Source organism: Microbacterium sp. KNMS (assembly GCF_053851835.1).
In genome coordinates this window covers 45,076-70,997 of sequence record NZ_JBSQBP010000008.1, presented here as the reverse complement: position 1 = coordinate 70,997, position 25,922 = coordinate 45,076, and the positions used below count along the sequence as shown (strand labels likewise).

23 protein-coding genes and 1 tRNA gene are annotated in these 25,922 nt (G+C 71.5%); 6 read left to right on the top strand and 18 right to left on the bottom strand.

Features of this window, described 5'->3' with window-relative positions:
- The 5 genes from ACWXWW_RS06865 to ACWXWW_RS06845 form a co-directional block, all read right to left on the bottom strand.
- Complete coding sequence (locus tag ACWXWW_RS06865) at positions 1–1,353, bottom strand: hypothetical protein (protein ID WP_455969426.1); 1,353 nt, start codon at positions 1,351–1,353, stop codon at positions 1–3.
- A 29-nt stretch (positions 1,354–1,382) separates the two neighbouring features.
- Positions 1,383–2,393: an ABC transporter permease subunit gene (locus tag ACWXWW_RS06860; protein ID WP_455969425.1), complete on the bottom strand. Its 1,011-nt coding sequence runs from the start codon at positions 2,391–2,393 to the stop codon at positions 1,383–1,385.
- Complete coding sequence (locus ACWXWW_RS06855; protein WP_455969424.1) at positions 2,386–3,900, bottom strand: sugar ABC transporter ATP-binding protein; 1,515 nt, start codon at positions 3,898–3,900, stop codon at positions 2,386–2,388. The genes ACWXWW_RS06860 and ACWXWW_RS06855 overlap by 8 nt, the downstream gene beginning before the upstream one ends.
- 40 nt (positions 3,901–3,940) lie before the next feature.
- Positions 3,941–4,897: an ABC transporter substrate-binding protein gene (locus ACWXWW_RS06850; RefSeq protein WP_455969423.1), complete on the bottom strand. Its 957-nt coding sequence runs from the start codon at positions 4,895–4,897 to the stop codon at positions 3,941–3,943.
- 107 nt (positions 4,898–5,004) lie between these two features.
- A complete protein-coding gene (locus tag ACWXWW_RS06845; protein ID WP_455969422.1) occupies positions 5,005–6,057 on the bottom strand; it encodes a LacI family DNA-binding transcriptional regulator in 1,053 nt (350 codons plus the stop codon).
- Positions 6,058–6,234: 177 nt separating this feature from the next.
- Here ACWXWW_RS06845 and ACWXWW_RS06840 point away from each other — a divergent pair, with 177 nt between their 5' ends.
- Positions 6,235–6,510 (top strand): acylphosphatase, encoded by a 276-nt coding sequence (locus tag ACWXWW_RS06840; RefSeq protein ID WP_455969421.1) that lies wholly within the window; start codon positions 6,235–6,237, stop codon positions 6,508–6,510.
- A gap of 63 nt (positions 6,511–6,573) precedes the next feature.
- On the opposite strand, the gene rplA is transcribed toward ACWXWW_RS06840, so the two are convergent.
- The 6 genes from rplA to ACWXWW_RS06810 all read right to left on the bottom strand — a co-directional run bounded on the left by rplA (position 6,574) and on the right by ACWXWW_RS06810 (position 11,017).
- On the bottom strand, positions 6,574–7,266 hold the full coding sequence (rplA, locus tag ACWXWW_RS06835) for a 50S ribosomal protein L1 (protein WP_271173640.1): 693 nt from the start codon (positions 7,264–7,266) through the stop codon (positions 6,574–6,576).
- 14 nt (positions 7,267–7,280) lie between these two features.
- Complete coding sequence (rplK, locus tag ACWXWW_RS06830; RefSeq protein ID WP_271173641.1) at positions 7,281–7,712, bottom strand: 50S ribosomal protein L11; 432 nt, start codon at positions 7,710–7,712, stop codon at positions 7,281–7,283.
- 206 nt (positions 7,713–7,918) lie between these two features.
- Positions 7,919–8,929 (bottom strand): transcription termination/antitermination protein NusG, encoded by a 1,011-nt coding sequence (gene nusG, locus ACWXWW_RS06825; protein WP_455969420.1) that lies wholly within the window; start codon positions 8,927–8,929, stop codon positions 7,919–7,921.
- 98 nt (positions 8,930–9,027) lie between these two features.
- Positions 9,028–9,291, bottom strand: a complete 264-nt coding sequence (gene secE, locus ACWXWW_RS06820; RefSeq protein WP_455969419.1) for a preprotein translocase subunit SecE — start codon at positions 9,289–9,291, stop codon at positions 9,028–9,030.
- Between the two features lie 35 nt (positions 9,292–9,326).
- Positions 9,327–9,399, bottom strand: a tRNA-Trp gene (locus ACWXWW_RS06815).
- A gap of 148 nt (positions 9,400–9,547) precedes the next feature.
- On the bottom strand, positions 9,548–11,017 hold the full coding sequence (locus ACWXWW_RS06810) for a helix-turn-helix domain-containing protein (protein WP_455969418.1): 1,470 nt from the start codon (positions 11,015–11,017) through the stop codon (positions 9,548–9,550).
- 145 nt (positions 11,018–11,162) lie between these two features.
- On the opposite strand from ACWXWW_RS06810, the gene aceA reads away from it, so the two are divergent.
- The 3 genes from aceA (at position 11,163) to ACWXWW_RS06795 (ending at position 15,517) form a co-directional block, all read left to right on the top strand.
- A complete protein-coding gene (gene aceA / locus ACWXWW_RS06805; protein ID WP_271173645.1) occupies positions 11,163–12,479 on the top strand; it encodes an isocitrate lyase in 1,317 nt (438 codons plus the stop codon).
- Between the two features lie 49 nt (positions 12,480–12,528).
- Complete coding sequence (gene aceB, locus ACWXWW_RS06800; protein ID WP_455969417.1) at positions 12,529–14,187, top strand: malate synthase A; 1,659 nt, start codon at positions 12,529–12,531, stop codon at positions 14,185–14,187.
- A 130-nt stretch (positions 14,188–14,317) separates the two neighbouring features.
- Positions 14,318–15,517: a pyridoxal phosphate-dependent aminotransferase gene (locus ACWXWW_RS06795; RefSeq protein ID WP_271173647.1), complete on the top strand. Its 1,200-nt coding sequence runs from the start codon at positions 14,318–14,320 to the stop codon at positions 15,515–15,517.
- A 118-nt stretch (positions 15,518–15,635) separates the two neighbouring features.
- Here the strand turns inward: ACWXWW_RS06795 and ACWXWW_RS06790 are convergent, their stop codons facing one another.
- From ACWXWW_RS06790 to ACWXWW_RS06780, 3 genes are read right to left on the bottom strand one after another with little or no spacing between them, the layout of a single operon-like run.
- Entirely contained in the window at positions 15,636–16,772 is a 1,137-nt protein-coding gene (locus tag ACWXWW_RS06790) for a UDP-N-acetylmuramate dehydrogenase (RefSeq protein ID WP_271173648.1), read from the bottom strand.
- Positions 16,769–17,173 (bottom strand): MaoC/PaaZ C-terminal domain-containing protein, encoded by a 405-nt coding sequence (locus tag ACWXWW_RS06785; protein ID WP_324014085.1) that lies wholly within the window; start codon positions 17,171–17,173, stop codon positions 16,769–16,771. The genes ACWXWW_RS06790 and ACWXWW_RS06785 overlap by 4 nt, the downstream gene beginning before the upstream one ends.
- Entirely contained in the window at positions 17,166–17,624 is a 459-nt protein-coding gene (locus tag ACWXWW_RS06780; RefSeq protein WP_271173650.1) for an FAS1-like dehydratase domain-containing protein, read from the bottom strand. The genes ACWXWW_RS06785 and ACWXWW_RS06780 overlap by 8 nt, the downstream gene beginning before the upstream one ends.
- Positions 17,625–17,956: 332 nt before the next feature.
- Here ACWXWW_RS06780 and ACWXWW_RS06775 point away from each other — a divergent pair, with 332 nt between their 5' ends.
- Positions 17,957–18,448: an FBP domain-containing protein gene (locus ACWXWW_RS06775; RefSeq protein WP_455969416.1), complete on the top strand. Its 492-nt coding sequence runs from the start codon at positions 17,957–17,959 to the stop codon at positions 18,446–18,448.
- A gap of 11 nt (positions 18,449–18,459) precedes the next feature.
- On the opposite strand, the gene ACWXWW_RS06770 is transcribed toward ACWXWW_RS06775, so the two are convergent.
- Positions 18,460–19,332, bottom strand: a complete 873-nt coding sequence (locus tag ACWXWW_RS06770; protein ID WP_455969415.1) for a sulfite exporter TauE/SafE family protein — start codon at positions 19,330–19,332, stop codon at positions 18,460–18,462.
- Between the two features lie 54 nt (positions 19,333–19,386).
- A complete protein-coding gene (locus ACWXWW_RS06765) occupies positions 19,387–19,995 on the bottom strand; it encodes a GNAT family N-acetyltransferase (protein ID WP_455969414.1) in 609 nt (202 codons plus the stop codon).
- Positions 19,996–20,030: 35 nt separating this feature from the next.
- Between ACWXWW_RS06765 and ACWXWW_RS06760 the strand changes: the two genes are divergently transcribed.
- Entirely contained in the window at positions 20,031–20,606 is a 576-nt protein-coding gene (locus ACWXWW_RS06760; protein WP_455969413.1) for a 4'-phosphopantetheinyl transferase family protein, read from the top strand.
- On the opposite strand, the gene ACWXWW_RS06755 is transcribed toward ACWXWW_RS06760, so the two are convergent.
- A complete protein-coding gene (locus ACWXWW_RS06755; RefSeq protein ID WP_455969412.1) occupies positions 20,594–21,925 on the bottom strand; it encodes a M1 family metallopeptidase in 1,332 nt (443 codons plus the stop codon). The two genes, ACWXWW_RS06760 and ACWXWW_RS06755, sit on opposite strands and share 13 nt — an antisense overlap.
- The gene (locus ACWXWW_RS06750; protein ID WP_455969411.1) at positions 21,922–25,824 is read right to left on the bottom strand and encodes a Pls/PosA family non-ribosomal peptide synthetase; all 3,903 of its coding nucleotides are present in this window, start codon (positions 25,822–25,824) and stop codon (positions 21,922–21,924) included. The genes ACWXWW_RS06755 and ACWXWW_RS06750 overlap by 4 nt, the downstream gene beginning before the upstream one ends.
- Positions 25,825–25,922 lie beyond the last annotated feature (98 nt).

The window sequence follows — 25,922 nt, the reverse complement described above, 5'->3', positions numbered from 1 at the left end:
CTATGGGGTCACGTCTGCGACGTCGACCGTCGGCACCGTCTCCAGACCGTCGGCGACCTGCATCCAACGGTCGGCGAAGGGGCCGTAAGCGGTGCGGATGACCACGCCGACGGGCAGTTCGGGGCACTCGTTCTCGCCGTTCGTCCCCCAGTTCACCCATCCGGACGGCCGCCGCTGCACGATCTGGAACGCTCCCGATGGCGCGCTCGTCCACCACACCATGGCGCGGCCGTGCTCGGAGTGGAACTCGGCGGTCTTGTCGGCCGGGCCCGCGAAGATCGTGGCGTCCTCCTCCATCGAGACGTCGACGGTCTCCGCGGCGACGTGCCAGGCGCGTTCCGGCTCATCCGCCCGGACATGGGATGCCGCGCGCACCTGTGCGAGGCGCTCGCGGATCTCCTCATCCGACAGCGCGCCTTCCCACGTGCAGAACAACCGCCAATACAGGTCCCAGTGCGCCGATTCCATCCCGTCGACGAGCTGCCGTCGGAACTGCTCGAACTTCTCGGTCCCCTCGGGCGCATCGCCGATGGTCGCCTCGACGAGCTTCGCCAGCTCCTCCGCGTAAGGATCGCCCGCACGGTACACCGTTCCGTGCGCGGCGGCGAAGCGGTCGAACACGAGCTCGCCACGACCGCCCTCGAACTCGTCGCCGACCGTGATCTTGTCGACGACCGAGCGTCCGTTGATCACGGTGCGGAAGGGGTCGACGTCGTAGACCCGCTCGAAGAACGGGGCGCCGTGGAAGAACCGCCAGTCGATGCGGAACGCCTTGCCCCTCAGCTCGTCGAGCAGACCGTCAGGGACAACGCCGCTCAGGCGGTAGTGGTGCATGACCGGCCCGCGCGCGACCGTCTCGATCTCTGCGACGGTGTGCTCGGGCGGGTTGATGAGCCCGTTCTCCGGTGTGAAGAACGGGCCGTAGAAGCCTCCGATCGCGTTGTTCCCCGATGGCAACAGGTCGATCCCGTCCGGACCGGCGAAGTGCCGCAGCCCCCACTTCGACGCCCCCGTGCCAAGGGCGGTCCCCCGGCACAGCTCCAGGTCGAACCACCCCGTGTCGAGTCGCACGTGAGCATCGGCCTCGCGAGCCGGCAGTTCGACGATCCCTCGCCCCGCCGCATCCTCCACCGGGTCGCCGATCGTCAGACGCACCGCCCCGGTGAAGGAGACGACGGCGACGTACTGCGTCTCCCCGTTCGCCGAACCCACTCGCTGGCAGAGGACACGTTCCCCGGTGTCGATCCGTGCTTCACGCAGAGGTTCGGGATGCGTTCCGGGTACGGAGAAGAAGACGGGCTGTCCCTGCCTGCTGCCGGGGAGCGGATCGGTGATCGTCACGACATGCGTCATGGTGGTCCTTACTGTCGATCGTGCGTCGGTCACGCCGTGGCGGCGGCCGGTCGCCTGCGGAGGCGGAAGGTGCGCTGCTTGAGGCCGTCGATCGAGACCGCGAGGATGATGACGACGCCCTTGATGAGCAGCTGCGTGAAGAACGGGACGTTCATGAGGATGAGCCCGGTGCTGAGCACGCCGAGGATCACCGACCCGATGAGGGTGCCGACGATCCGGCCGCGCCCGCCCATCAGGCTGGTCCCGCCCAGGACGACCGCAGCGATGGCGTCGAGCTCGTACCCCTGCCCCGCGGTGGGCTGGGCGGAGACCACACGCGCGGCGAAGATCACGCCGGCCAGCCCAGCGCACAGGCCCGCGATGACATAGACGGAGGTGAGGACCCGCTTGACCTTCACGCCGGCCAGCCGTGCGGCCTCCGGGTTGCCTCCGACGGCGTAGACGTGCCGGCCGTAGCGCGTGCGCTCGAGCACGAACCACGACACCACGTATACGACCACCATGATGACGACGGGCACCGGGATGCCTGCGACGTATCCGTTGCCGATGTCGCGGAAGCCGAGCATGTTGTCGACGATCGGCTGTCCGCCGGTCATCGTGTAGGCGAAGCCGCGCAGGAAGGTCATCGTCGCGAGGGTGACGATGAAGGCGGCGAGCGCCATGTACGCCGTGAGCAGACCGTTCACGAGGCCGGCCAGGCCGCCCGCGAGCACCCCGGCGACGACGGCGATCGGGGCGGGGGCGCCCGCGGCGGCCGCGAGGACGGCGACGACTCCCGAGACCGCCACCGTCGATCCGACGGAGAGGTCGATCCCTGCGGTGATGATGACGAAGGTCATACCCGCCGCCAGGATGGCGTTGACGGAGATGGCCCGCAGGATGTTCGAGAGGTTGTCCAGGCTCGCGAAGTTCGGGGCGATCACCGACATCAGCACGATCAGCGCCACGAGCACGATGAGGATGCCGACGCGGTCCCACCAGCGGGCGAAGTCGAACCGTGTCGTGGCGCCGTCCGGGCGCGTCCGTTCGGTGTCAGTCATGGGGTCCTCCGTTGCTGATCGCTGTTCCCGTTGCGTGGAACATCACGGTCTCCTCCGTCGCCCGCGCGGCGGGCAGGTCGGCGACGATCCGCCCGCCCCGCATCACGAGCACACGGTCTCCGATCCCGATGGCCTCGGGCAGGTCGGATGAGATGACGAGCACGCCCTTGCCGGCGGCCGCCAGCTCGTCGATGAGTTCATAGATCTCGCGCTTCGCGCCGATGTCGACGCCGCGCGTTGGTTCGTCGAGGATCAACAGCCGGCATTCGCGCATCAGCCATCTGGCCAGAGCCGCCTTCTGCTGGTTTCCGCCGGAGAGCGCCCCGACCGGCAGGGTCACCGCGTTCGCGCGCAGCCGCAGCCGCTCCATGACCCCGAGCACCCTGCGGCGCAGGATCCCGCGCCGCAGCGCTCCGAGCCTGCGGAACTCCGCAAGACTGCTGATCGCGATGTTGTCCTCGACCGTGTGGCCGAGGAAGAGCGCCTGCTCCTTGCGGCTCTCAGGCACCATCCCGATCCCCGCGGCGATCGCGGCTCCCGGGTCGGTCGGGACGACCCGGGAGCCGTCGATCGAGATGCTGCCGGACAGGAGGCGGTCCGCTCCGAACACGAGGCGCGCCGTCTCGGTGCGCCCCGAGCCGATGAGCCCTGCCATGCACACGACCTCGCCCGCATGGACGGTGAGCGACACCGGTCCGACGTCATCCCCGACGAGGTCGTCGACCTGCAGGACGACGTCACCGCGGGTGCGGTCGCCGTGGCGATAGAGGTCGTCGACCGCACGCCCGACCATCATGCGCACGATCTCGGCCGGATCCACCGCCGCCCGGTCGCGCGTGCCGACATAGGCCCCGTCGCGGAACACCGTGATCCGGTCGGCCAGTCGCCAGACCTCCTCCATCCGGTGCGAGATGTAGATGAGTCCGACCCCGCGCTCCTGCAGCTCGGCGATGAGGCGGAACAACTGCTCCGACTCGGCGCGCGACAGGGCGGCCGTCGGCTCGTCGAGCACGAGGATGCGTGCCTCCTCGCTCACCGCCCTGGCGATCTCGACGAGCTGCTGCATCCCGACGCTGAGCTCGCCCAGCGGGCGACGCGGGTCGATACCGGCGCCGACGAGGCCGAGCTTCCGCCGCGCGTCGGCGATCATCCGCTCTCGGTCCAGTGCCCCGAACCTCGTGCGCGGCTCTGCGCCGAGAGCGAGGTTCTCGGCGACCGTCATGGCCGGGACCGTGTTGAGCTCCTGATGGATGATCGCGATCCGATGGGCTCTCGCGTCAGCCGGGGAAGTGATCTCGACGCGCTCGCCGTCGATGAACACCTCCCCCGCGTCTCGGGCCACGTTGCCGGCCAGGATCTTCATGAGCGTGGACTTGCCCGCGCCGTTCTCACCCATCAGCGCGTGCACCTCGCCCGCGCGCAGGTCGAACCGTGCCCCGTTGAGCGCGAGCGTTCCGCCGTAGCGCTTCGTGATGCCTTCCAGGGCCAGCAGTGGTTTCTCGGTCATGTGCCTCTCCGCTTCCAGTCGTCGACGAGCGAGAAGCCGCTCACCAGCCGGGGTAGTCCGACACGTTCTCCCGCGTGACGAGCTCGCTCGGGATGAGCACGGTGCTCTCCTCGGGCTCCTCGCCCGCGACGATGCCCTGCGCGACGGCCACCGCCTGACGCACCATCTCCGCAGGGTTCTGCGTGGCAGTCCCCACGAACGGCGATCCGTCGCGCTGCAGCTCATCGACGGCCTCCGGGCTGCCGTCGACGCCGGTCACCACGACCTGGTCGGTCAGGCCCGCCTGCTCCACGGCGAGGACCGCGCCGAGGGCCGATGGGTCGTTCATCCCGAAGATGCCGGTCGCGGTGGGCGTGGCCGTGAGCATGTCGGTCGTGACGGCGAGACCGGTTGCGCGATCGTTCTTCGAGTTCTGGTGACCGACGACTTCGATGTCGGGGTAGTCCTCCAGCGCCTTCTCGCAGCCGGTGATCCGGTCGGTGATGGTTTGGATGGGCGTGCCGTCCACGATCAGCAGCTCGCCGCTGCCGCCCATCTGCTCGAAGAGGTAGCGGCAGGAGATCTCGCCGGCCTCGACGGCATCGGTCATGACCACGACGTCCGCGCCCTTCGCAGGCGTGTCGACGGCGATGACGATGATCCCCGCCCGCTTGGCGCGCTCGATGGCCGGTTCGATACCGGCCTCGTCGACCGCGCTGATGACGATGAGGTCGACGTTCTGCTGGATGAACGCGTCGATCTGCGTGTTCTGATTGGCGAGATCGAGTTGCGCGTCCTGCACGTTGACGGTGGCGCCGATCTCCTCGGCGGCCTCCTTCGCGCCCTTCTCCATGGCGGCGAAGAAGGGGTTCGACATGTCCTGCACCATGAGCCCGATGGAGGCGATCTCCTCAGGGCCCGCTGCGGTCTCGGCGTCTCCCGAGGTGCAGCCGGTGACGCTGGTCACGGCCGCGGCGGCCGCAGCCAGCAGGAAGAGCGAGCGAGTGTTCTTGTTCACGATGACTCCTTTGTGATGCGTGGTGCCCGCGTGCGGGCAGGGGTGATCCGCCCACCTGGGTCGGTGGGCCGGTGCGTGACGGGGAGCGAGAACTGCGTCGGTGCGCGTCAGCAGCCGCACGAGCTGCGGACGATGAGCTCTGCCTCCACCTCCGTACGGTCGTCAGGACGGTAGGCCGGCGCGGGGCGCCTGCCCGCGCGCTCGGCTTCGATCTGCTCGTCGATGAGACGGCAGATGGTCGTCGCGGCGATCTCGCCGATCCGCTGGCTGTCCTCGTTGAGGACCGTCACCGGCGGGTTCAGCAGCGGCGCCCAGGTGAACTCGTCGAAGGCGACGACCGCTGTCTGCTCGGGCACGCGCGTCTCCCGAGCACGGAGCGCCTCCAGCGCGCCGCGGAGCATGGGGTTGTTGCCGGCGATGAGTGCGCGGGGGGCGCGGCCGGTGCGGTCCAGGTGCTCGCCGAGGACACGCGCGGCCGCTTCGGCGCTGTTCGGGCTCTCCAAGAGAGTAAGCGATGCACCGTGCGTTGCCGCTGCCAGGCGCATCCCGCGCTCGCGATCGATGCGCGTCGACCACAGCGCGGGGTAGATGAGGAGCAGCCACTCGTCGTAGCCGTGGCTCGCGAGGTGGTCGCCGACGAGGCCGCTCGCGGCGACGTTGTCCGTCGTCACGCTCGCGATGTCGGCGACCTCGGCCGGTGGAGCGGAGTCGACGAAGACGAGCGGGATCTCCCAGTCGCGCAGCAGAGCGACGTTGCGGGCGCTCAGCGTCATCGTCGAGATCACCCCCGCCACGCGGGACTGGACGAGGCCGCGCACCGTGGCGTCCTCGATCTCTGGAGAGGGGATGCCGTCGCTGGCCAGGTCGGCCACGATGGCGGTGCGGCCCGATTCGCGCAGCACGCTCTGCACACCCGCCATCATGTCGAGGTAGTACGCGTTCGAGGTGCTCGCGGTCATCACCGCGACGGTGTCGCGGGTGCTGCGCCGCAACTCCTGAGCGGCGCGGTTGGGAACATAGCCGAGTTCGCGGGCCGCGCGCAGGACCGCTTCCCGCGTCGCAGCGGCGACACCGGGCTTGTCATTGAGGGCCTGTGACACGGTGAACACCGAGACGCCCGAGGCCGCACTGACGTCGGCGAGGGTCGGTTTCGTTCCCATGTCATCTCCTAAACGTTTAGGCTGCCGGTGCGAAGATTCGTTGTCTCCCCTAAACGATTAGGACGAGCATAGGGTCCCTCCCCGAAGCGTGTCAAGCCCACCTCCACCCCACGGCCGCTGCCCTCTCGGAGGCGCCGCGCCTCTTCCCTTCCCGCCCTCTCCACGACACATGGAGGCATGCGACGCGTACGGGTGACGGTGGGCGGGACGGTTCAGGGGATCGGGGTCCGGTGGGCTGTCGAGCGCGAGGCCGAGCAGGCGGGCCTGGCCGGCTGGGTGCGCAACGTCGGCGCCGACCGCGTGGAAGCGGAGCTGGAGGGCCCGGCGCAGGCCGTCGGGCGAGTCGCCGAGTGGATGCGCCACGGCCCGCCCGGTGCGCGCGTCACAAGCTACGACGTCGACGACCTCGCCCCCACGGGGCAGCCCGGCTTCGCCATCCGCGACACGACCTGAGAGCGCACCCTGACGCGAGAAGGGCCCCGTCCGCAGACGGGGCCCTTCTCGGTGCGGCGCGCGTTACGCGATGGCGTTGACGTCCAGCGGGATGCCGGGGCCGAACGTGGTCGACACGGCGCCCTTCTGGATGTAGCGGCCCTTCGAGCTCGACGGCTTGAGGCGGACGATCTCCTCGAGCGCTGCGCCGATGTTCTCGTTCAGCTGCTCGGCCGAGAACGAGGCCTTGCCGACGACGAAGTGCACGTTGGCGTGCTTGTCGACGCGGAACTCGATCTTGCCGCCCTTGATCTCCTCGACGGCCTTGGCCGTGTTGGGGGTGACGGTGCCGGTCTTCGGGTTGGGCATGAGGCCACGGGGGCCGAGCACCTTGCCGAGTCGACCGACCTGGCCCATGAGCTCCGGCACGGCGACGGCCGCGTCGAAGTCGGTCCAGCCGGCGGCGACCTTCTCGATGAGCTCGGCGCCGCCGACCTCGTCCGCACCGGCGGCGATGGCGGCCTCGGCGGCCGGGCCGTTGGCGAAGACGATGACGCGGGCGGTCTTGCCCGTGCCGTGCGGCAGGATGACCGTGCCGCGGACCATCTGGTCCGCCTTGCGCGGGTCGACCGAGAGCTTGAGCGCGACCTCGACGGTCGAGTCGAACTTCTTCGAGCCCGTCTCCTTCGCGAGCGCGACGGCCTCAGCGGGCGTGTAGAACTTGCCGGCCTCGATCTTCTCGGCGGCGGACTGGTAAGCCTTGGACTTGGTAGCCATGTTCGTTATCCCCCTCAGTCCTCGACCGTGATGCCCATGGAGCGGGCGGTGCCGGCGATGATCTTCGAGGCGGCCTCGAGGTCGTTCGCGTTGAGGTCGGGCTGCTTCGTCTTGGCGATCTCGGCGACCTGCTCCTTGGTGAGCTTCGCGACCTTGACCGTGTGCGGCGTGGACGAGCCCTTGGCGACGCCAGCCGCCTTCTTGATGAGCTCGGCTGCCGGCGGAGTCTTCAGGACGAACGTGAAGCTGCGGTCCTCGTAGACGGTGATCTCCACGGGGATGACGTTGCCGCGCTGCGACTCGGTCGCCGCGTTGTACGCCTTGCAGAACTCCATGATGTTGACGCCGTGCTGACCCAGGGCGGGTCCGATCGGCGGCGCCGGGTTGGCTGCACCGGCGTTGATCTGAAGCTTGATCAGGCCGGTCACCTTCTTCTTCGGTGCCATTTCCTCTTCCTCTCATCGAGTGGATGCCGGATGCATCCGCTCTCCCGCGCATCCGGCGGATCCGGATGGCGGTGTGTCGGCGCGCGCGAAAGCGCACGCAAACCACACAAGTCTACCGGATTCGGCGACGCCGCGCAGCACGCCCGCTGAACGGCGAACGCCCCGCCGGCGGGAGCCGACGGGGCGCTCGCGACGCGCGAAGCGGGTCAGATCTTGGTGACCTGGTCGAACGAGAGCTCGACGGGCGTCTCGCGCTCGAAGAGCGACACGAGCACCGTGAGCTTGCCGCTCTCGGGCTTGATCTCGCTGATGGAACCGGGAAGGCCGGCGAACGAGCCCTCCTTGATCGTGATCGTCTCGCCGATCTCGAAGTCGACCTCGGCCGGGATGACGCGAGCGGGGGCCGCCTGGCCCTTCTTCGACGCGCCCTTGGCGGCCTGCGCCTGCGCCTCCTTGAGCTCCGCGAGCGGCTTCAGCATGTTGAAGGCCTCTTCGAAGCGGAGGGGCGTCGGGTTGTGGGCGTTGCCCACAAAGCCCGTGACGCCGGGCGTGTGGCGCACGACCGACCAGGTGTCCTCGTTGAGCTCCATGCGCACGAGCACGTAGCCCGGGATGCGCACGCGCGTGACCATCTTGCGCTGGCCGTTCTTGATCTCGACGACGTCCTCCATCGGGACCTCGACCTGGTAGATGTCGTCCTCGACCTCGAGCGTCGACTTGCGCTGCTCGATGTTGGCCTTCACCTTGCGCTCGAAGCCCGCATACGAGTGGATGACGTACCACTTGCCCTCGAGCGAGCGCAGCTCGCGGCGGAAGGCCTCGTAGGGGTCGTCCTCGGCGTCCGACTCCTCGTCGTCCGCGTCCTCGCCGACCTCGGGGCCGTCGTAGGGGGCGACCTCGTCGGCCGCCGCTGCGGCGGCCTCGTCGGCCTCCTCGGCGGCGGAGTCGGTCAGCACCTCGGCGGCGGCCTCGACCTCTGCGGCCTCGTCGATGTTCAGGGCGTCGTTCACGATCGCGTCGGCCTCCGGGTCGTCGATGTCGATGTCCTCGTCAGAGTCCTCGTCGAAGTCGTCCTCGACGTGCATGGCGTTGTGCTCGGCGGACGAGCTCGAGCGCTCCTCCTCGGCGAGGACGTTGCCCTCCTGAGCCTCGTCCTCTTCGCTCGACTGCTCAGCAGCCGTCGCCAGGTCGACGTCGTCGGCATACTTCTCAGACACGTGGTTTCTCTTCCGTTCCGGACGCCGAGAGGCGTCACGCAGACTTGCTCTCTCCATTGTGGCGCGGAGAGGGCATGCGCGTCATCCGACCGGCTGGATCAGCTCGGGACGCCGAAGACCACCGTCGTGACCCACGAGAAGAGGTAGTCCAGGCCGTAGACGAGGGCCATCATGATCACCACGAAGCCCAGCACCACCGCGGTGAACTTCAGAAGCTCCTTGCGCGTGGGCGTGACGACCTTGCGGAGCTCGGCGATCACCTGGCGGATGAAGATCACGATCCGCGAGAAGAAGCCGGCCTTCTTGCCGCCGGTCGTACCAGCCGCCGCGACGATCTCGCCGCCCGAAGCGTCGTGGGCCATGGGTTACCTTTCGTGAGCCAGCTGTCGCTGACGCGCAGGGCGGACAGGAATCGAACCTGCAACCTGCGGTTTTGGAGACCGCTGCTCTGCCAATTGAGCTACCGCCCTAGAGATCATGCGATCTCAGGAATGCCCCTCCCCGACCGCCGCCGCACACGAGGCACAGCGGAAGAATGCAGAGGAGCACTGCTTCGTCCAGCATACGGCATGCCGATGGGCACCGCGAACCGGGGCGCGCCGCCCGCGTGCCGGCCGTTCACCGCGTTGCCGCGTCCTCACGCGGCGCGTGGGCCTCCAGGAACGCGTACACGTCGGTCGTGTCGACGCCGGGGAACGAGCCGCTCGGGAGCGTCGCGAGCAGGGTCCGCGGCGTCCGCACGTTCGGCCAGGCGCCATCCCGCCACGTCGACTCGAGCTCGGCCGGCGGGCGCCGGCAGCAAGTCTCGACCGCGTGCCGCGAGACGCCGCGCTGGGGCGTGTCGCGACCGACGAACCACTTCGTGTCGTCGAAGCGCACGCCGACGCTCACCGAGTGCGCTCCCTGGCTCGAGTGCTCGACGCGCGCCGTGCACCAGTACGTGCCGTTGCCCGTGTCGGTGTACTGGTAGTACGGGTTGAACCGGTCGTCGACGTCGAAGACGACGCGGCTCGTCCACAGCCGACAGCACAGCTGCCCCTCGATCGACCCGAGCCGGTCGGTCGGGAAGTTGACGTCGTCGTTCTCGTACGCCTTCGTGATCGTGCCGGACTCGTGCACCTTGAGGAAGTGGACGGGGATGTCCAGGTGCCGCGTCGCGAGGTTCGTGAACCGGTGCGCCGCGCTCTCATACGACACCGCATAGGCGTCGCGGAGGTCCTCGATGGAGATCGCGCGTCGCGCCTTCGCGTCGCGCAGCACGGGCACCGCGTGATCCTCCGGGATGAGCAGGGCGCCGGTCAGGTAGTTCTGCTCGACGCGCTGCCGCAGGAACTCCCGGTAGTCCGAAGGCGCCGAGTGCCCGAGCACGCGGCTGGCGAGAGCCTGCAGGACCGCCGTGCGCGGGTCGCCGCTCACCCGGTCGGACAGGTAGAGCCGCCCGTGGCGGAGGTCGGCGACGCTGCGCGTGGTCTGCGGGAGGTCGGGCACGTAGTGGAGCGTGAAGCCGAGATGCGCCGCGATGTCGCTCGCGGCGCGCTGCGTGAGCGGCCCTCCCGGGTGGTCGATCGCCGCGAGGAGCTCGCGCGCCTTCTGCTCGAGCTCCGGGAAGTAGTTGTCCTGCCGTCGCATGAGACGGCGCAGCTGGACGTTCGCGCGGCGCGCCTCCTCGGGCGTCGCCGAGCGCTCGTCATGCAGGCGGTCGATCTCGCCGGTCAGGCGGAGGATGGCTCGGAGCACGTCATCGGGGACGGCCTTGGGGATGCGGAAGGGCTCGATCCCGAGGGTCTGCATGCGCGGCGAGCGCAGCGCCCGCTCGAGCGCGATCTCCATACCCGCCCGCTCGTCGAGCGCGTCGGCCTCGAGCAGCGCGTCGATGCCCACGCCGAGCGCCTTCGCGATCGTGCGCAGCATCGACAGGCGCGGCTCGCGCCGCCCGTTCTCGATCATCGAGAGCTGGCTCGGTGCGCGCCCGACCGCCGCCGCGAGCGCATCGAGCGTCATGCCCCGCTCGGCGCGGAGCTGGCGGATGCGGCGCCCCACGGCGAGCGCGTCGGGCCCATCCTCTTCGACTTCTTCTGCGGCGACCATGCGCCGATGATGCCACAGGACATCCGATCTGCAGAAGATCTCGTGAACTTCTCCTCACGAACCGTCCCCGAATCGCTCGACTTTCTCGGATCGTTGTGTTCACGACAGCACGCGGCACCCGCCGCTCACCACGAGGAGCACGATGATGAGCACCCCCGAAGAGAACACGACCGCCGGTCGCCGCCCGGGCGACCAGACCCAGACGGCCGAGGAGCTCCGCCTCGAGTGGAGCGCCGATCCCCGCTGGAACGGCATCACGCGCGACTACACGGCCGAGGACGTCATCCGCCTGCGCGGCACCGTCCGCGAGGAGGCGACCCTCGCCCGCCGCGGCGCGGAGGTCCTGTGGGAGCGCCTGAACTCGGACGAGTACATCCGCGCGCTCGGAGCGCTCACCGGCAACCAGGCGGTCCAGCAGGTCCGTGCAGGGCTCAAGGCGATCTACCTCTCCGGATGGCAGGTCGCGGCAGACGCGAACCTCTCCGGGCAGACGTATCCCGACCAGTCGCTCTACCCCGCGAACTCCGTTCCGGCCGTCGTGCGCCGCATCAACAACGCCCTCCTCCGCCAGGACCAGCTCGAGCACGCCGAGGGCGAGGTGACCCGCGACTGGCTCGCCCCGATCGTCGCCGACGCGGAGGCCGGCTTCGGCGGCCCGCTCAACGCCTACGAGCTGGCGCACGCGATGATCCAGGCGGGCGCCGCCGGCATCCACTGGGAGGACCAGCTCGCGAGCGAGAAGAAGTGCGGGCACCTCGGGGGCAAGGTCCTCGTGCCGACGCAGCAGCACATCCGCACGCTCAACGCCGCGCGGCTCGCGGCCGACGTCGCGGGCGTGCCGACCATCCAGATCGCGCGCACCGATGCCCTCGCAGCCGACCTCCTGACGAGCGACGTCGACGAGCGCGACCGCGCGTTCACGACCGGCGAGCGCACGGACGAGGGCTTCTACCGCGTGCGCAACGGCATCGAGCCGGTGATCTCCCGCGGGCTCGCCTACGCTCCGTACGCCGACCTGCTCTGGGTCGAGACGGGGACCCCCGACATCGAGCTCGCCCGCGAGTTCGCGGCGGCGATCCACGCCGAGCACCCCGGCAAGATGCTCGCCTACAACTGCTCGCCCAGCTTCAACTGGCACCGCGCGCTGTCCGACAGCCAGATCGCGTCGTTCCAGGAGGAGCTCGCCGAGCTCGGCTACCGGTTCCAGTTCATCACCCTCGCCGGCTTCCACGCCCTCAACCACTCGATGTACCAGCTCGCGCGCGGCTACGCCGAGCGCGCGATGACCGCCTACGTCGAGCTGCAGGACGCCGAGTTCGCCGCCGAGGCCGACGGCTACACCGCCACCAAGCACCAGCGCGAGGTCGGCACCGGCTACTTCGACCACGTGTCGACCGCCCTCAACCCCTCGAGCGCCACCCTCGCTCTCGTCGGCTCCACCGAGGCCGAGCAGTTCCACTGATGCCGCACCCGGCTCAGGCCATCCGCTTCTCTTCCCTTCAGGAGTCATCATGACCATCACCGACATCGCCCCGCCCGCCGCCGACGAGCGCTACCGCGCACGCACCGCCCCGTCGATCGAGGTCGCCGGCCGCCTCCACGAGCGCTTCGAGGAGATCCTCACCCCCGAGGCGCTCGCGTTCCTCGCCCAGCTGCACGAGCTCTTCGCAGGCGCGCGCTACGACCGTCTCGCCGATCGAATGCGGCGCGGCTACGAGATCGGCAACGGCCGGGACCCGCGCTTCCGCGAGGACACCGCGCGCATCCGCGAAGACGCCTCCTGGCGCGTCGCGGGCCCCGGGCCGGGTCTCGAGGACCGACGCGTCGAGATCACCGGCCCGACCGATCCGCGCATGACGATCAACGCCCTGAACTCGGGGGCCCGCGTGTGGCTCGCCGACCAGGAGGACGCGACGAGCCCGACCTGGCGCAATGTCATCGGCGGGCAGCTTTCGCTGCGCGACGCGATCCGCGGCGACCTCTCGTACACGAGCCCGGACGGCCGCCGCTACGAGGTCACCGCCGAGCGCACGCCCACGATCGTGATGCGCCCCCGCGGCTGGCACCTCGAGGAGCACCACCTGCTCTTCACCGACCGCCACGGGCGCACGATGCCCGCTTCGGGCTCGCTCGTCGACTTCGGCCTCTACGTCTTCCACAACGCCGAGCAGCTCATCGCCAACGGCGCAGGCCCGTACTTCTACCTGCCGAAGATCGAGTCGGCGGAGGAGGCGCGCCTGTGGGACCACGTCTTCTCGTTCTCGGAGCAGTACCTCGGCATCCCGCACGGCACGATCCGCGCGACCGTGCTGATCGAGGCGCTGCCGGCCGCGTTCGAGATGGAGGAGATCCTCTACGAGCTGCGCGACCACTGCGCGGGGCTCAACGCGGGCCGCTGGGACTACATCTTCTCGATCATCAAGACCTACCGCGGCCGCGGATCGCGCTTCGTGCTGCCCGACCGGAACGAGGTCACGATGACGGTCGACTTCATGCGCGCCTACACCGAGCTCCTCGTGCAGACGTGCCACCGGCGCGGCGCGTACGCGATCGGCGGCATGAGCGCGTTCATCCCCAACCGCAGGGACCCCGAGGCGAATGCGCGGGCGATGGAGAAGGTCGCGGCCGACAAGAAGCGCGAGGCAGCGGACGGCTTCGACGGCACCTGGGTCGCGCACCCCGATCTCATCCCCGTCGCCCAGGCGGAGTTCGACGCCGTGCTCGGAGACCGGCCGAACCAGCTCGAGCGCACCCGCGACGACGTCAGGGTGCGCGAGCGCCACCTGCTCAACCTGTGGATCGGGCGCGCGATCACCGACGAGGGGGTCCACGGGAACGTGTCCGTGGCCATCCGCTACATCGAGGCCTGGCTGCGCGGGCTCGGGGCCGTGGCGATCGACGGCCTCATGGAGGACGCGGCGACGGCCGAGATCTCGCGCTCGCAGATCTGGCAGTGGATCCGGCAGGAGCAGGTCACCGAGCAGGGCACGCCGATCACCCGCGAGTACGTGTCGGAGCTCGTCGACCGGGTGCTCGGCGAGGTCGAGCGCTCGGAGGGCGACCGCTTCGACGAGGCGGCCGAGGTCTTCCGCGACGTGGCCCTGAGCCCGACGTTCCGCGCCTTCCTCACGACGAAGGCCTACGCCGACCATCTCGTCGAGCGGGACTGACGTCCTGCACCCGTGCGAGTCGGAGCCTCGGGCCTCCGGCTCGCACGGGCTTGACCAGGGCGAAGGAACGGCCGAGTTTTCGCCCCGTCGGCGAGCGGCGCGCCCGCGTCGCGCCGACTACGCTGGGGGCGTGACCGACCGCGCACCGCTCTCTCGCAAGCTCTCCGCCATCGCCGAATCCGCGACCCTCAAGGTCGACGCCAAGGCGAAAGCCCTGAAGGCCGAGGGCAAGCCCGTCATCTCGTATGCCGCCGGCGAGCCCGACTTCTCGACGCCGCAGTTCGTCGTGGACGCGGCGGCCGAGGCGCTCCGCAACCCGGCGAACTTCCGCTACACCCCCGCCGCGGGTCTCCTCCCGCTGCGCGAGGCGATCGCCGCGAAGACCCTCCGCGACTCGGGCCTCGAGGTGTCGCCGAGCCAGATCGTCGTGACGAACGGCGGCAAGCAGGCCGTCTACCAGGCGTTCCAGGCCGTCGTGAACCCCGGCGACGAGGTGCTCCTGCCCGCGCCGTACTGGACGACGTACCCCGAGGCCATCCGCCTCGCCGACGGCGTCCCGGTCGAGGTCTTCGCGGGCGCCGACCAGGAGTACAAGGTCACCGTCGAGCAGCTCGAGGCCGCGCGCACGGAGCGCACGACCGTCCTCGTGTTCGTGTCGCCCTCCAACCCCACCGGCTCGGTCTACACCGCCGAGGAGACCGCCGCGATCGGCCAGTGGGCGCTCGAGCACGGCATCTGGGTGATCACCGACGAGATCTACCAGAACCTCGTCTACGAGGGCACGCGCGCCGTGTCGATCGTCGAGGCCGTCCCCGAGCTCGCCGGGCAGACCCTGCTGCTGAACGGCGTCGCGAAGACGTACGCCATGACCGGATGGCGCGTGGGCTGGATGGTCGGGCCCTCCGACGCGATCAAGCTCGCCGCGAACCTCCAGTCGCACCTCACGAGCAACGTCAACAACATCGCGCAGATCGCGGCGACCACCGCACTCAGCGGACCGCAGGACGAGGTCGAGGAGTTCCGCACGGCGTTCGACCGCCGTCGCCGCCTCATCGTCTCGGAGCTCGCGAAGATCGAGGGCGTCACCGTGCCGAACCCGCTCGGGGCGTTCTACGCGTACCCCGACGTGCAGGGCCTGCTCGGCCGCGAGTGGAAGGGGCGCCGCATCGAGACATCGCTCGAGCTCGCCGACTTCATCCTCGACGAGGCCGAGGTCGCCGTCGTGCCGGGCGAGGCGTTCGGCCCGAGCGGCTACCTGCGCCTGTCGTACGCGCTCGGCGACGACCAGCTGCTCGAGGGCGTCCAGCGCCTCCAGGAGCTCTTCGCGTAACACCCCGTCGGTCGGCCCACCGCGGCCCACGAGACTAGCCCCCGTCGTCGAGACCGGTGCTCCGAGCACCGGTTTCGACCACGGGGGCTAGTCTCGATGATGTAGGGGGCGGACGGCGCTACAGCTCGACACCCACGAGGACGGGCTCGGGCTGCAGCACGATGCCGAACTCCGCCGCCACGCGGCTGCGGATGAAGCGCGCGAGCTCGGCGACCTCTCCGCCTGTGGCACCGCCGCGGTTCGTGAGCGCGAGCGCGTGCTTGGTCGACACGCCAGCGCGCGAGCGCGGCAGGCGGAAGCCCTTCTCGATGCCCGAGTGCTCGATGAGCCACGCCGCGGGCACCTTCACGTCGGCGCGTGTGCTCACCACGCGCGGCAGGGCCCCGTCGTAGGACTCGAGCGGGATGACGACGACCGGGTCGAGATCCGGCTCGACGGGCCACCGCGGGCACTCGTCGGGCAACGTGCGCGCGACCGACTCGGGCAGGATCGGGTTCTGGAAGAACGAGCCCGCGCTGTGCGTGTCGGCGTCGGGGTCGTCGAGGACCATGCCCTTGGACGCCCGGATCGCGAGGACGTGATCGCGGATCCACGCCAGCGAGACCGCCGCGTCCTCCGCGACGCCGAGGGCGCTGCGCAGCCGCGCGTCGCGGATGGGCCGCTCGCCCGTGCCGACCTGCTCGAGCTCGAGCGTGAGCGAGAGGATGACCGCCTCGCGCTCGGGCACGGACCCGTAGTGGCGCTTGAGCACCGACGTGCGCGGGCCGAGCGCGAGGTCGGCGGCCGGCACCGTCGACACCTCGCCCGTGGACGCGTCGATGAGGTCGACCTCGACGAGCGTCTGGACGATCTCCTGCCCGTAGGCGCCCACGTTCTGGATCGGCGCGGCCCCCGACGTGCCGGGGATGCCCGACATCGCCTCGATGCCCGCGAGGCCGTTCGCGACCGTCCAGGCGACGAGCTCGTCCCAGTTCTGGCCGGCCTCGACGCGCAGCCGGACGCGGCCCTCGCGTGCGCCGCCGACGACCTCGAAGCCGCGGGTGAGGATGCGGACGACCGTGCCGGGGAACGGCTCGTCCCCCATGAGCAGGTTCGACCCGCCGCCGAGGACCATCCACTCGCCGTCGTCGCTCCAGACGTCGCGCAGGGCCGCGACGAGCTCGTCGCGCGTGTGCGCGTCGATCATGCGCTCGGGCGCGGCGCCGACCCGCAGGGTCGTGAGCTGCGAGAGGGGGATGGGCGCGATCTCGCTCATGCGCGGCGCACGCGCACCTGCGCCTTGCCGAGCACGGTCGTGTCGGCGTGCGTCACGGTGAGGTCGATGCGCACGGTGTCGTCGGCGATCTGCCCGACCTTCGCGACGACCGAGACGTCGGCGCCGGTCTCGGCGTCCACGACGACGGGGCGCGTGAAGCGCACGCCGTACTCGGCGATCCGGCCGGTGTCGCCGAGCCACTCCGCGATCGTGCCGACCGCGAGGCCCATCGTCAGCATGCCGTGTGCGAGCACGCCGGGCAGGCCCACCGACTGGGCGACGTCGTCACGGTAGTGGATCGGATTGAAGTCGCCGGATGCCCCGGCATAGCGCACGAGGGACTCGCGCGTGAGGTGCACGGTGCGCTCGGCGACGACCTCGCCGACGGTGAGCTCAGACATCCGCGCTCTCCTCTCCCCCGACGAGCAGGACCGACGTCGCGGTGACGACGTGGCGCCCCTCGGCGTCGACGATCTCGGCGTCGCTCGTGATCATGGCGTTCGAGCCGACCGAGCGGATGCCCGTGACGGTCAGCTGCGCCGTGAGCTCGTCGCCCGCGACGATCGGGCGCGTGTAGCGGAAGCGCTGCTCGGCGTGGATCGTCCGCTCGAGCGCGATGCCGCTGTCGGGCTCGCCCAGCAGCTGCTGCAGCGTGTGGTCCTGGACGACCATCGCGAAGGTCGGCGGCGCGACGACGTCGGCGTAGCCGAGTGCGCGCGCGGCCTCCGGGTCGCTGTGCTGCGGCGCGTCGGCGAAGACGGCGCGCGCGAACTCGCGCACCTTCTCGCGACCCACCAGATACGGGGGCGTCGGCGGGAACTCTCGTCCGACCAGTTCCGGGTTCACAGGCACCCGGCCATCCTAACGAGGCCGCCTCCAGGCGCGGTCGGTAGACTGCCGCACGTGTCCCATCGTGTGAGCCCGCGTCGCGGGCGTGAGGAGGTCGTCGGCGCCGCTCGCGCCGACGACAGAGCCTGAGCCGTCGCCGCGCCCCTGCGCGGCCCGTCGCTCCGGCGCGCCCTTCTGCGGCGTGCCGTGCTCTCGCCATCCGCGCGAGACTCACCACTCCCGCGAGACCGCGACCCGCTCGCGAGACCTCCTGCACGGCAGGCGGCCTCGCCATCGGCCGGAGTCCCGCTGACACACGACGCCGCGCACGCACGCGCCGCCTTCGAGGACATGACATGAACACCCTGACCGAGCGCGACATCCGCGCCTCCTTCGTCAACGCCTCCCGCAAGGAGGTCTCCGACCTGACCCTCCCGGTCGACTTCGCCGAGCGCGACTTCGATCGGCTCGACTACCTCGGCTGGGCCGACCCGAAGCTCCCCCGACGCGCGTACGTCGTCGCGGAGCTCGGCGGGCACCCCGTGGGCGTGCTCCTGCGCCAGGCCGAGCAGCGCACGGGCGCCCGCGCCCTGTGCTCATGGTGCGAGGACGTGACCCTGCCGAACGACGTGCAGTTCTTCGCGGCGCGCAAGACGGGCCCCGCCGGCCGCAAGGGCGACACGATCGGCACCCTGGTGTGCGCGAACTTCGGGTGCCCCGCCGCCGTGCGGAAGCTCCCGCCCCTCGCGTACCAGGGCTTCGACCGCGAGGCGGCGCGCGACGAGCGCATCCGCCGTCTCGGCGAGCACGTCCGGGCGTTCATCCGCGCGCTCGGCGTCGAGGGCTGACGCCGCCGGGGTCACCCCTTCGCGCGCGCGGCGCGGATGGCCTTCTGGGCCATCTGCGCCGCGATCACGACGAGGAAGACGGCGAAGAGGATGTTGCCGACCTGCGGGTCGACGAGGTTCGCGACCCACGTGCCGAGCGGCGCGGTCGCGCAGGCCGCGAGGCCCACGCCGACGGCGGCGGCGACGTCGACGTTGTGCTTGCGGATGTTCGCCACGGTGCCCGAGAGCGACGTCGGGATCATCATGAGCAGCGACGTGCCCTTCGCGACGAGGTCGCTCATCCCGAAGAGCAGCATGAGGACGGGCACGACGACGATGCCGCCGCCGACGCCGATGAGCCCCGACACGATGCCGGTCACGAGGCCGAGCACGACGAGGCCCGCGCCGCTCCAGACGTCGATCTCGAGCACGGCGTCGCGCGAGGGCACGATGAGGAAGAGGCTGATCATGACGACGACGAGGAAGCCGACGAAGATCCACCGGAGCACGGGCTCCGACAGCGCGTGGAGCATCCGCACGCCGATCTGCGCGCCGAAGACGGCGCCCGCGGCGATGAGCAGCGCCGCGATCCAGTCGACGTCGCCGTTCACGGCGTAGGAGATGACGCCGACGATCGCCGTCGGGATGATCGCCGCCGACGACGTGCCCGCGCCCAGGCGCTGCGTAAAGCCGACGAGGAGCACGAGCAGGGGGACGATGACCGTGCCGCCGCCCACGCCGAAGAGCCCGGACAGGAAGCCCGCGAGCGCGCCGATCCCGACGAACGCCACGATCGCCCCCGCGCCGCGGCGGCGCACCTCGGTCACTGCGCCGGCCCGTTCGCCGACACCGCGCCATCCCTCGTCATCCGTCCGTGAGCCATCCGTCCACGCTACCAACGGCATGTTTCCGGCGATGACGCGCGGGCCGCGCGCGGCGTCAGCGGGGCGCGCGCGGCGTCAGCGCAGCGCGCGGACGAACACCGCGGAGTCGCGGGCGCTCTCGACGCGGGTGAACCCCAGGCGCGGGTAGAACGCGAGCGCGCCCGTGTTCGCGGGATCCGCGGCGAGGTGCACGCCCGGCACGCCGCGCTCGCGCAGCGCGTCGAGCAGCGTCTCGACGAGGCGCCGCCCCCACCCCTGTCCCTGCAGCTCGGGCAGCAGGTCGATGTGGAGGTGCGCGGGATGGGCGGCGAGATGCGGCTGGTCCTCGGGGCCCCGGCGATGCGCGTACCGGAGGAGGTCGGCTTCGCGCCCGGGACGATCGCCGGGGTCGGGGAACCGCGTGGCGCGCGGCGGCCACCACGTGTCGCGGAACCAGGTCTCGAACGCGGTCGTGTCGGGCGCGCACACGATGTAGCCGGCCGCGCGCCCTCCCGACTCGACGACGAGGGCGAGATCGGGGTGACGGTCGACGTACGGGTACAGGAAGAGCTCGGGCCACAGCTCGTCGTCGCCGAGGAGGCCGGTCGCGTCGCCGCCCGCGTCGGCGGTGCGCACGCACACCTCGCCGAGGGCGGCGCGATCGGAGGGGCGGTACGGACGCATCAGCGCGGCGGGTTCGCTCACGACCGCCAGGCTATCCCGCACGGTAGCCTCGCGAGGTGCCCGTCCGCCTCGTCGCCCCGGGCGTCGCGTGGCTCGCGGCGTCCGACGCCGCCCTGCCTGCCCTGTCGTCCGCCGACGCCGAGCGCGCGGCGGCGCTGACGGCTCCGCGGCGCGCACGGTTCCTCCGCGGGCGCGCGGCGCTGCGCGCGCTGCTCGACGAGGGCGCGGTCGTCGAGCCGGCGCGCTGCCCCGACTGCGGCGCGCGGCACGGTGCTCCCGAGGTGCGGGCGGATGGCGCGCGCCTCTTCGCGAGCACGTCGCACGCTGATGGCGGATCGCTCGCGGCGGTCTCCCGCCGCCGCGTGGGGGCCGACGTCGAGGCGGCGAGCGCTCTGCGCGTGCCTCCGCCCATCCCGGTGCCGCCCGGGGAGGATCCGCTGCGGCACTGGACCAGGGTCGAGGCCGTGCTCAAGGCGGATGGCCGCGGCCTGCGCGTCGATCCCGCCGCGGTCGCGCTCGCCCCGGCGGGCGACGGATGGCGCGCGGAGCTCGAGGGGGCCGTCTACGACGTGCGCGACCTCGCGATCGACGCCGTGCACGTCGCGGCGATCGCGGTGTCTCAGTCGTCCTGACGCGCTGGGCCCGCTGCGCGGCCGGACCGGCGCGGCGGCAGCTCGGGCAGCGCGCGCTCGTGCAGCCACGGAGCGAGCACGGGGTCGGCCATCCGCTCGAAGTCCGCCGACGCGGCCACGCCGTGACGGTGGTTCGCGGTCCACGCCCGCACGAGATCGAAGAACGCCGGATCGCCGATCGTCAGACGCAGGGCGTGCAGCGCGAGCGCGCCGCGCTTGTAGACCCGGTCGTCGAACATGAGGTCGGGCCCCGGGTCGCTCAGGAGGAGGTCCTGCGGGAGCTGACGCAGCCGCGCGTGGTGCATGCGTGCGAGCTCGTCGGCCGAGGGGCCGCCCTTCGCCTCGGACCAGATCCACTCGGCGTAGCACGCGAAGCCCTCGTTGAGCCAGATGTCGCGCCACTGCCCGACGCCCACGCTGTTGCCGAACCACTGGTGCGCGATCTCGTGGGCGACGAGGCGCTCCGATCCGCCGCGCCCGTCGATGTGATTCGCGCCGAACACGGCCATCCCCTGCGCCTCGAGCGGGATCTCCAGCTCGTCCTCGGTGACCACGAGACGGCACACCGACATCGGGTAGGGCCCGAAGGCCCGCTCGAACGTCTCGAGGATGCGCGGGACGACCGCGAGGTCCGCGTCGACGCGCGCGGCGAGTGCGGGCGGATGCACCGCGGCGACCGGGACCCCCTCCGCCGTCTCGGCGATCTGGCGGGAGACGTAGCGCCCGATCTGCACCGTGACGAGGTAGGCCGACGTCGGGGTGTCCTCCTCGAAGACGTGCGTCGTCCGCCCCGCGCGTGTCGTCGTCGACACCCGGCGCCCCGTCGCCTCGACGCGGTGGTTCTGGTCGCACGCGATCGCGATCCGGTACCGCGCCTTGTCGGCGACGCGGTCGTTGCACGGGAACCAGGTCGGCGCGCCGGTGGGCTGCGAGGCCACGAGCACGCCGTCCTCGAGCTCCTCCCAGCCGATCGGGCCCCAGGGAGACCGGCGCGGCCGCGGCGAACCCGCGTAGTCGATGCGGACGTCGAGGGCTGTCCCGGCGGGGAGCTCCTCCGACAGCGTGACGCGCACGCGGCGCTCCGACTGGCGCATCTTGGCGACCTTGCGCCCGCGCACCTGCACGTTCGACGCGCGCAGCCCGACGAGGTCGAAGGACAGCACCGAGGTGTCGGCGAGCGTGACGAGGGCGATCTCGGCTCGCCCCGCGAGACGGTTCGTCGCGATGCGGTAGTCGAGGTCGACGTCGTAGCGCTCGACGCGGTACCGCGTGTCGCCGCTGCGCGGCACGTACGGGTCGGCGCCCAGGCCGGCCGTCACGAGGCGGTCGCCTGGTAGGCGCGCACCTTCACGGCTCGCCACGGCCCGATCGGGTTGCCGCTCCAGCGGCTGCCGACGGGCACGGCCTCGCCGCGCATGACGAGCGAGGCAGGGCCGACCGTCGCGTGCGCGCCGATCGAGGCCGCCGGCAGGATCACGCTGTGGGGGCCGAGGGTCGCCCCCGGCTCGAGCGTCACGGTGTCCATGCTCATGATTCGATCATGGAACAGGTGGGTCTGCACGACGCACCCGCGGTTGACCGTCGCGCCGTCGCCGAGCGTGACGAGGTCGGGCTCGGGCAGCCAGTAGCTCTCGCACCACACGCCGCGGCCGATGCGGGCGCCGAGCGACCGCAGCCATGCGGCGAGCGCGGGCGTGCCCGACGCGGGCCGCGCGAACCACGGCGCAGCGAGCATCTCGACGAAGGTGTCCGAGACCTCCGTGCGCCACACGAAGCTCGACCAGAGCGGCTGCTCCCCCGCGCGGATCGGCCCGACGATGAGCCACTTGGCGGCGGTCGAGACGAGCGCGGCGACCGCCCCGGCCGCGAGCATGACGACGCCCGAGAGCAGCAGGGTGACGACCACGCCGAGCAGCTGGGCGAGCGCATAGAGGGCGAACAGCACGCCGAGCCCGAGACCGCACGTGATCACGACGGGCACGAAGCGGCACAGCTCCCACAGCGTGCGGGCGACGCGCAGCCGGGCGGATGGCCGGAAGGTGCGGCTCTCGTCGACCTCGGCGACGACGCGCCGGAGGCGGACGGGCGGCGACCCGAGCCAGCTGGAGCCGGCCTTGGCCTTCATGGGCGCGACCGACAGCACGGCGACGAGGCCGTCCTTGGGAACGCGGTGGCCGGCCGCGGCCATCCCCGAGTTGCCGAGGAACGCCCGCTTGCCGATCCGCGCGGGCGCGACCCTGAGCCATCCGCCGCGCAGCTCGTACGAGGCGACCATCGTGTCGTCGGCGAGGAACGCGCCGTCGTCGATCGTCGTCATCGACGGCAGGAGCAGAACCGTCGACGCCTCGACGTTGCGCCCGACCTTCGCGCCGAGAAGCCGCAGCCACACGGGCGTGAAGAGGCTCGAGTAGATCGGGAAGAGCACGGTGCGCGCGGCGTCGAGGAGGCGCTCGATGCTCCAGGCCTGCCACGCCGGCACGCTGCGGATGGGATACGTGCCCTCGCGCAGGCCGATCGAGAGCAGCCGCACGAGCACGACGACCGCGCCGGCGAAGACGAGGCCGGTCACGACGACGGCCGGCACGAGGAGCGCGAACGCGGCGAGCGCGGCCTCCGCGAGGTCGTCTGCCCCGCGCATGCCGAGCGCGAGCACGAGGCCACCCGCGGCGAACGCGACGATCGGCAGGAGCGCGAGGCCCATCGACGACAGCGCATAGAGCGCCAGGTGACGACGCGGTGCGGGCGGGCGCTCCTGCGGCCATCCCCGCGTCGCGGCGCCCGCCCGGACGGCAGGCGAGCCCGACCAGTGCTGCCCCGCGCGCACGCGGCCGAACACGGCGGATCCCGGGCCGACCTCCGCGCCCTGGCCGATCTTCGTTCCCGGAGCGAGGGTGCTGCGCGCGCCGATCGTCGCGCCGGCGCCGATGCGGATGCCGCCGATGCGGACGGTCTCGCCGTCGATCCAGTACCCCGACAGGTCGACCTCGGGCTCGATCGCGGCGCCCGAGCCGACCTCGAGCATGCCCGTCACGGGCGGCATGGTGTGGAGGTCGACGTCGCGGCCGATCTTCGCGCCGAGGGCGCGCGCGTAGTAGGTGACCCACGGCGCACCCGCGAGGCCGACCGGGTCGATCTGGTCGGTGACCTTCTCGGCGAGCCAGAGGCGCATGTGCGTCGCGCCCCCGCGGCGGTAGTCGCCCGGCCGGAGTCCCGCGAGCAGCACCCGCGCGAACAGCGCGCCCAGCGCCATCCGCCCGAACGGCGTCGCGAAGACGATGAGCCCGAGGAGCGTCCACCACCAGTCGATGACCGGGAGGGCCTCGAACCCGGGGACGAGCGACAGGAGAGTCGAGGCCGTGAGCGCGTAGACGAGCCAGCGGGCGCCGGTGAGGATGAAGAGCGGGATCCCGACGAGCGACTGGGTCCACTGCGTGAGCCGGGGCGTCGGCGCGGGCGTGCTGAACCCGCCGGCGGCCTCGGGGTCGACGGTGTCGAGCGCGGCTTCGGCCATCGCGGCGAGACGCGGGTGGCTGTACACGTCGGCGACCGTGAACTCGGGCGCGGTCTCGCGGATGAGCGTGACGAGCTGCGCGGCCGCGAGCGACCCTCCGCCGAGGTCGAAGAAATCGGCGTCCGGATCGGCGACGGGGATGCCGAGCACCGCCTGCCAGTGCGCCGCGAGCCACGCGACGTCGTCGTCGAGGTCGGAGGCGTCGGCGTCGCCCGCATCCGCGAGCGGCCACGGCAGCGCGGCCTTGTCGACCTTGCCCGATGTGCGCGTCGGCAGCTCGTCGATGACGGCGAGGGTGGGGATGAGCGGCGCGGGCAGGCGCTCGGCGAGGCGCGAGCGCGCGTCGGCGCGGTCGAAGCCGGCATCGGCGACGAGGTAGCCGACGAGGATGTCGACCCCGGCCGCGGTCTTGCGGACCGCGACCGCGGCGCCGCCGACGCCCGGGAGGTCCTGGAGCGCGGCTTCGACCTCGCCCAGCTCGATGCGGCGCCCGCCCACCTTCACCTGGTCGTCGACGCGGCCCTGGAAGAGGAGCCCCTCGGGCTCGAAGCGCACCATGTCGCCCGAGCGGTACGCCCGCTCCCACCCGAGAGTCGGCATGGGCGCGTACTTCTCGGCGTCCTTGGCGGGGTCGAGGTAGCGCGCGAGGCCGACCCCGCCGATGATGAGCTCGCCGGGCTCGCCCGCCGCGACCGGGCGGCCGTCGGCGTCGACGACGGCCAGCTGCCATCCGTCGAGCGGAAGGCCGATCCGCACGGGCTCGTCGGCGCGCATGAGCGCCGCGCACGCCACGACGGTGGCCTCGGTGGGCCCGTAGGTGTTCCAGACCTCGCGACCCTCGCCGACGAGACGGGCGACGAGCTCGGGCGGGCAGGCCTCGCCGCCGAAGATGAGGAGGCGCACGTTCTCGATCGTGTCGGCGGGCCACAGCGCGGCGAGCGTCGGGACGGTCGAGACGGCGGTGATGCCGTGGCCGAGCAGCCACGGGCCGAGGTCGGATCCCGAGCGAACGAGCGAGCGGGGGGCGGGAACGAGACACGCCCCCGAGCGCCACGCGAGCCACATCTCCTCGCACGACGCGTCGAAGGCGACGGAGAGGCCGGCGAGCACGCGGTCGCCGGGCCCGAGCGGCTCGTCGGCGAGGAAGAGGCGCGCCTCGGCGTCGACGAACGCCGCGGCCGAGCGGTGCGAGACCGCGACGCCCTTCGGGGTGCCCGTCGAGCCCGAGGTGAAGATGATCCAGGCGTCGTCGTCGAGGCCGGGGCGCTGGTCCTCGGCGGACTCGTCGACCGGGGCGGACGGGTCGGTGGACTCGAAGCGCCCGCCGCCCGTGAGGACGCCGCGCACCTTCGCCTCGCCGAACACGAGGTCGGCGCGCTCCTGGGGGTCGTCCGCGTCGACGGGCACGTACGCGGCTCCCGCGGCGAGCACCGCGAGGATCGAGACGTACAGCTCCGCCGTTCCCGAGGCCATCCGCACGCCGACGCGGTCTCCGCGGCGGACCCCGTGCGTCCGCAGGCGCTGCGCGACGGCCCGCACCTGCGCGAGCAGCTCGCGGTAGCTGAGCGCTCCTTCGGCGTCCTCGATGGCGGACGCGTCGGGATGCGCCCGCGCGGTCTCCTCGAGGATGTCGACGAGGGTGCGCGGGGGTGCGGCGCTCTCGCCGCGATCGAGCACGGCGCTCTGCGCCGCCGCGGTGTCGGTCAACCTGTCTCCATCCGTGGCGTCGCCGGGTGCGCCGCCATCGTCGTGGGGTCAGGTTACCGATCGGTGAACGACCGCCGACCGGCGCGGGGCCGCACGAC

Coding starts and splice junctions, on each gene's coding strand:
- rplA (WP_271173640.1), bottom strand. CDS start 7,266: ATGGCTACCAAGTCCAAGGCTTACCAGTCCGCCGCCGAGAAGATCGAG.
- ACWXWW_RS06810 (WP_455969418.1), bottom strand. CDS start 11,017: ATGGTCGCCGCAGAAGAAGTCGAAGAGGATGGGCCCGACGCGCTCGCC.
- ACWXWW_RS06855 (WP_455969424.1), bottom strand. CDS start 3,900: ATGACCGAGAAACCACTGCTGGCCCTGGAAGGCATCACGAAGCGCTAC.
- aceB (WP_455969417.1), top strand. CDS start 12,529: ATGACCATCACCGACATCGCCCCGCCCGCCGCCGACGAGCGCTACCGC.
- ACWXWW_RS06790 (WP_271173648.1), bottom strand. CDS start 16,772: ATGAGCGAGATCGCGCCCATCCCCCTCTCGCAGCTCACGACCCTGCGG.
- secE (WP_455969419.1), bottom strand. CDS start 9,291: ATGGCCCACGACGCTTCGGGCGGCGAGATCGTCGCGGCGGCTGGTACG.
- ACWXWW_RS06865 (WP_455969426.1), bottom strand. CDS start 1,353: ATGACGCATGTCGTGACGATCACCGATCCGCTCCCCGGCAGCAGGCAG.
- ACWXWW_RS06840 (WP_455969421.1), top strand. CDS start 6,235: ATGCGACGCGTACGGGTGACGGTGGGCGGGACGGTTCAGGGGATCGGG.
- ACWXWW_RS06775 (WP_455969416.1), top strand. CDS start 17,957: ATGAACACCCTGACCGAGCGCGACATCCGCGCCTCCTTCGTCAACGCC.
- rplK (WP_271173641.1), bottom strand. CDS start 7,712: ATGGCACCGAAGAAGAAGGTGACCGGCCTGATCAAGCTTCAGATCAAC.
- aceA (WP_271173645.1), top strand. CDS start 11,163: ATGAGCACCCCCGAAGAGAACACGACCGCCGGTCGCCGCCCGGGCGAC.
- ACWXWW_RS06860 (WP_455969425.1), bottom strand. CDS start 2,393: ATGACTGACACCGAACGGACGCGCCCGGACGGCGCCACGACACGGTTC.
- ACWXWW_RS06770 (WP_455969415.1), bottom strand. CDS start 19,332: ATGCCGTTGGTAGCGTGGACGGATGGCTCACGGACGGATGACGAGGGA.
- ACWXWW_RS06785 (WP_324014085.1), bottom strand. CDS start 17,173: ATGTCTGAGCTCACCGTCGGCGAGGTCGTCGCCGAGCGCACCGTGCAC.
- ACWXWW_RS06845 (WP_455969422.1), bottom strand. CDS start 6,057: ATGGGAACGAAACCGACCCTCGCCGACGTCAGTGCGGCCTCGGGCGTC.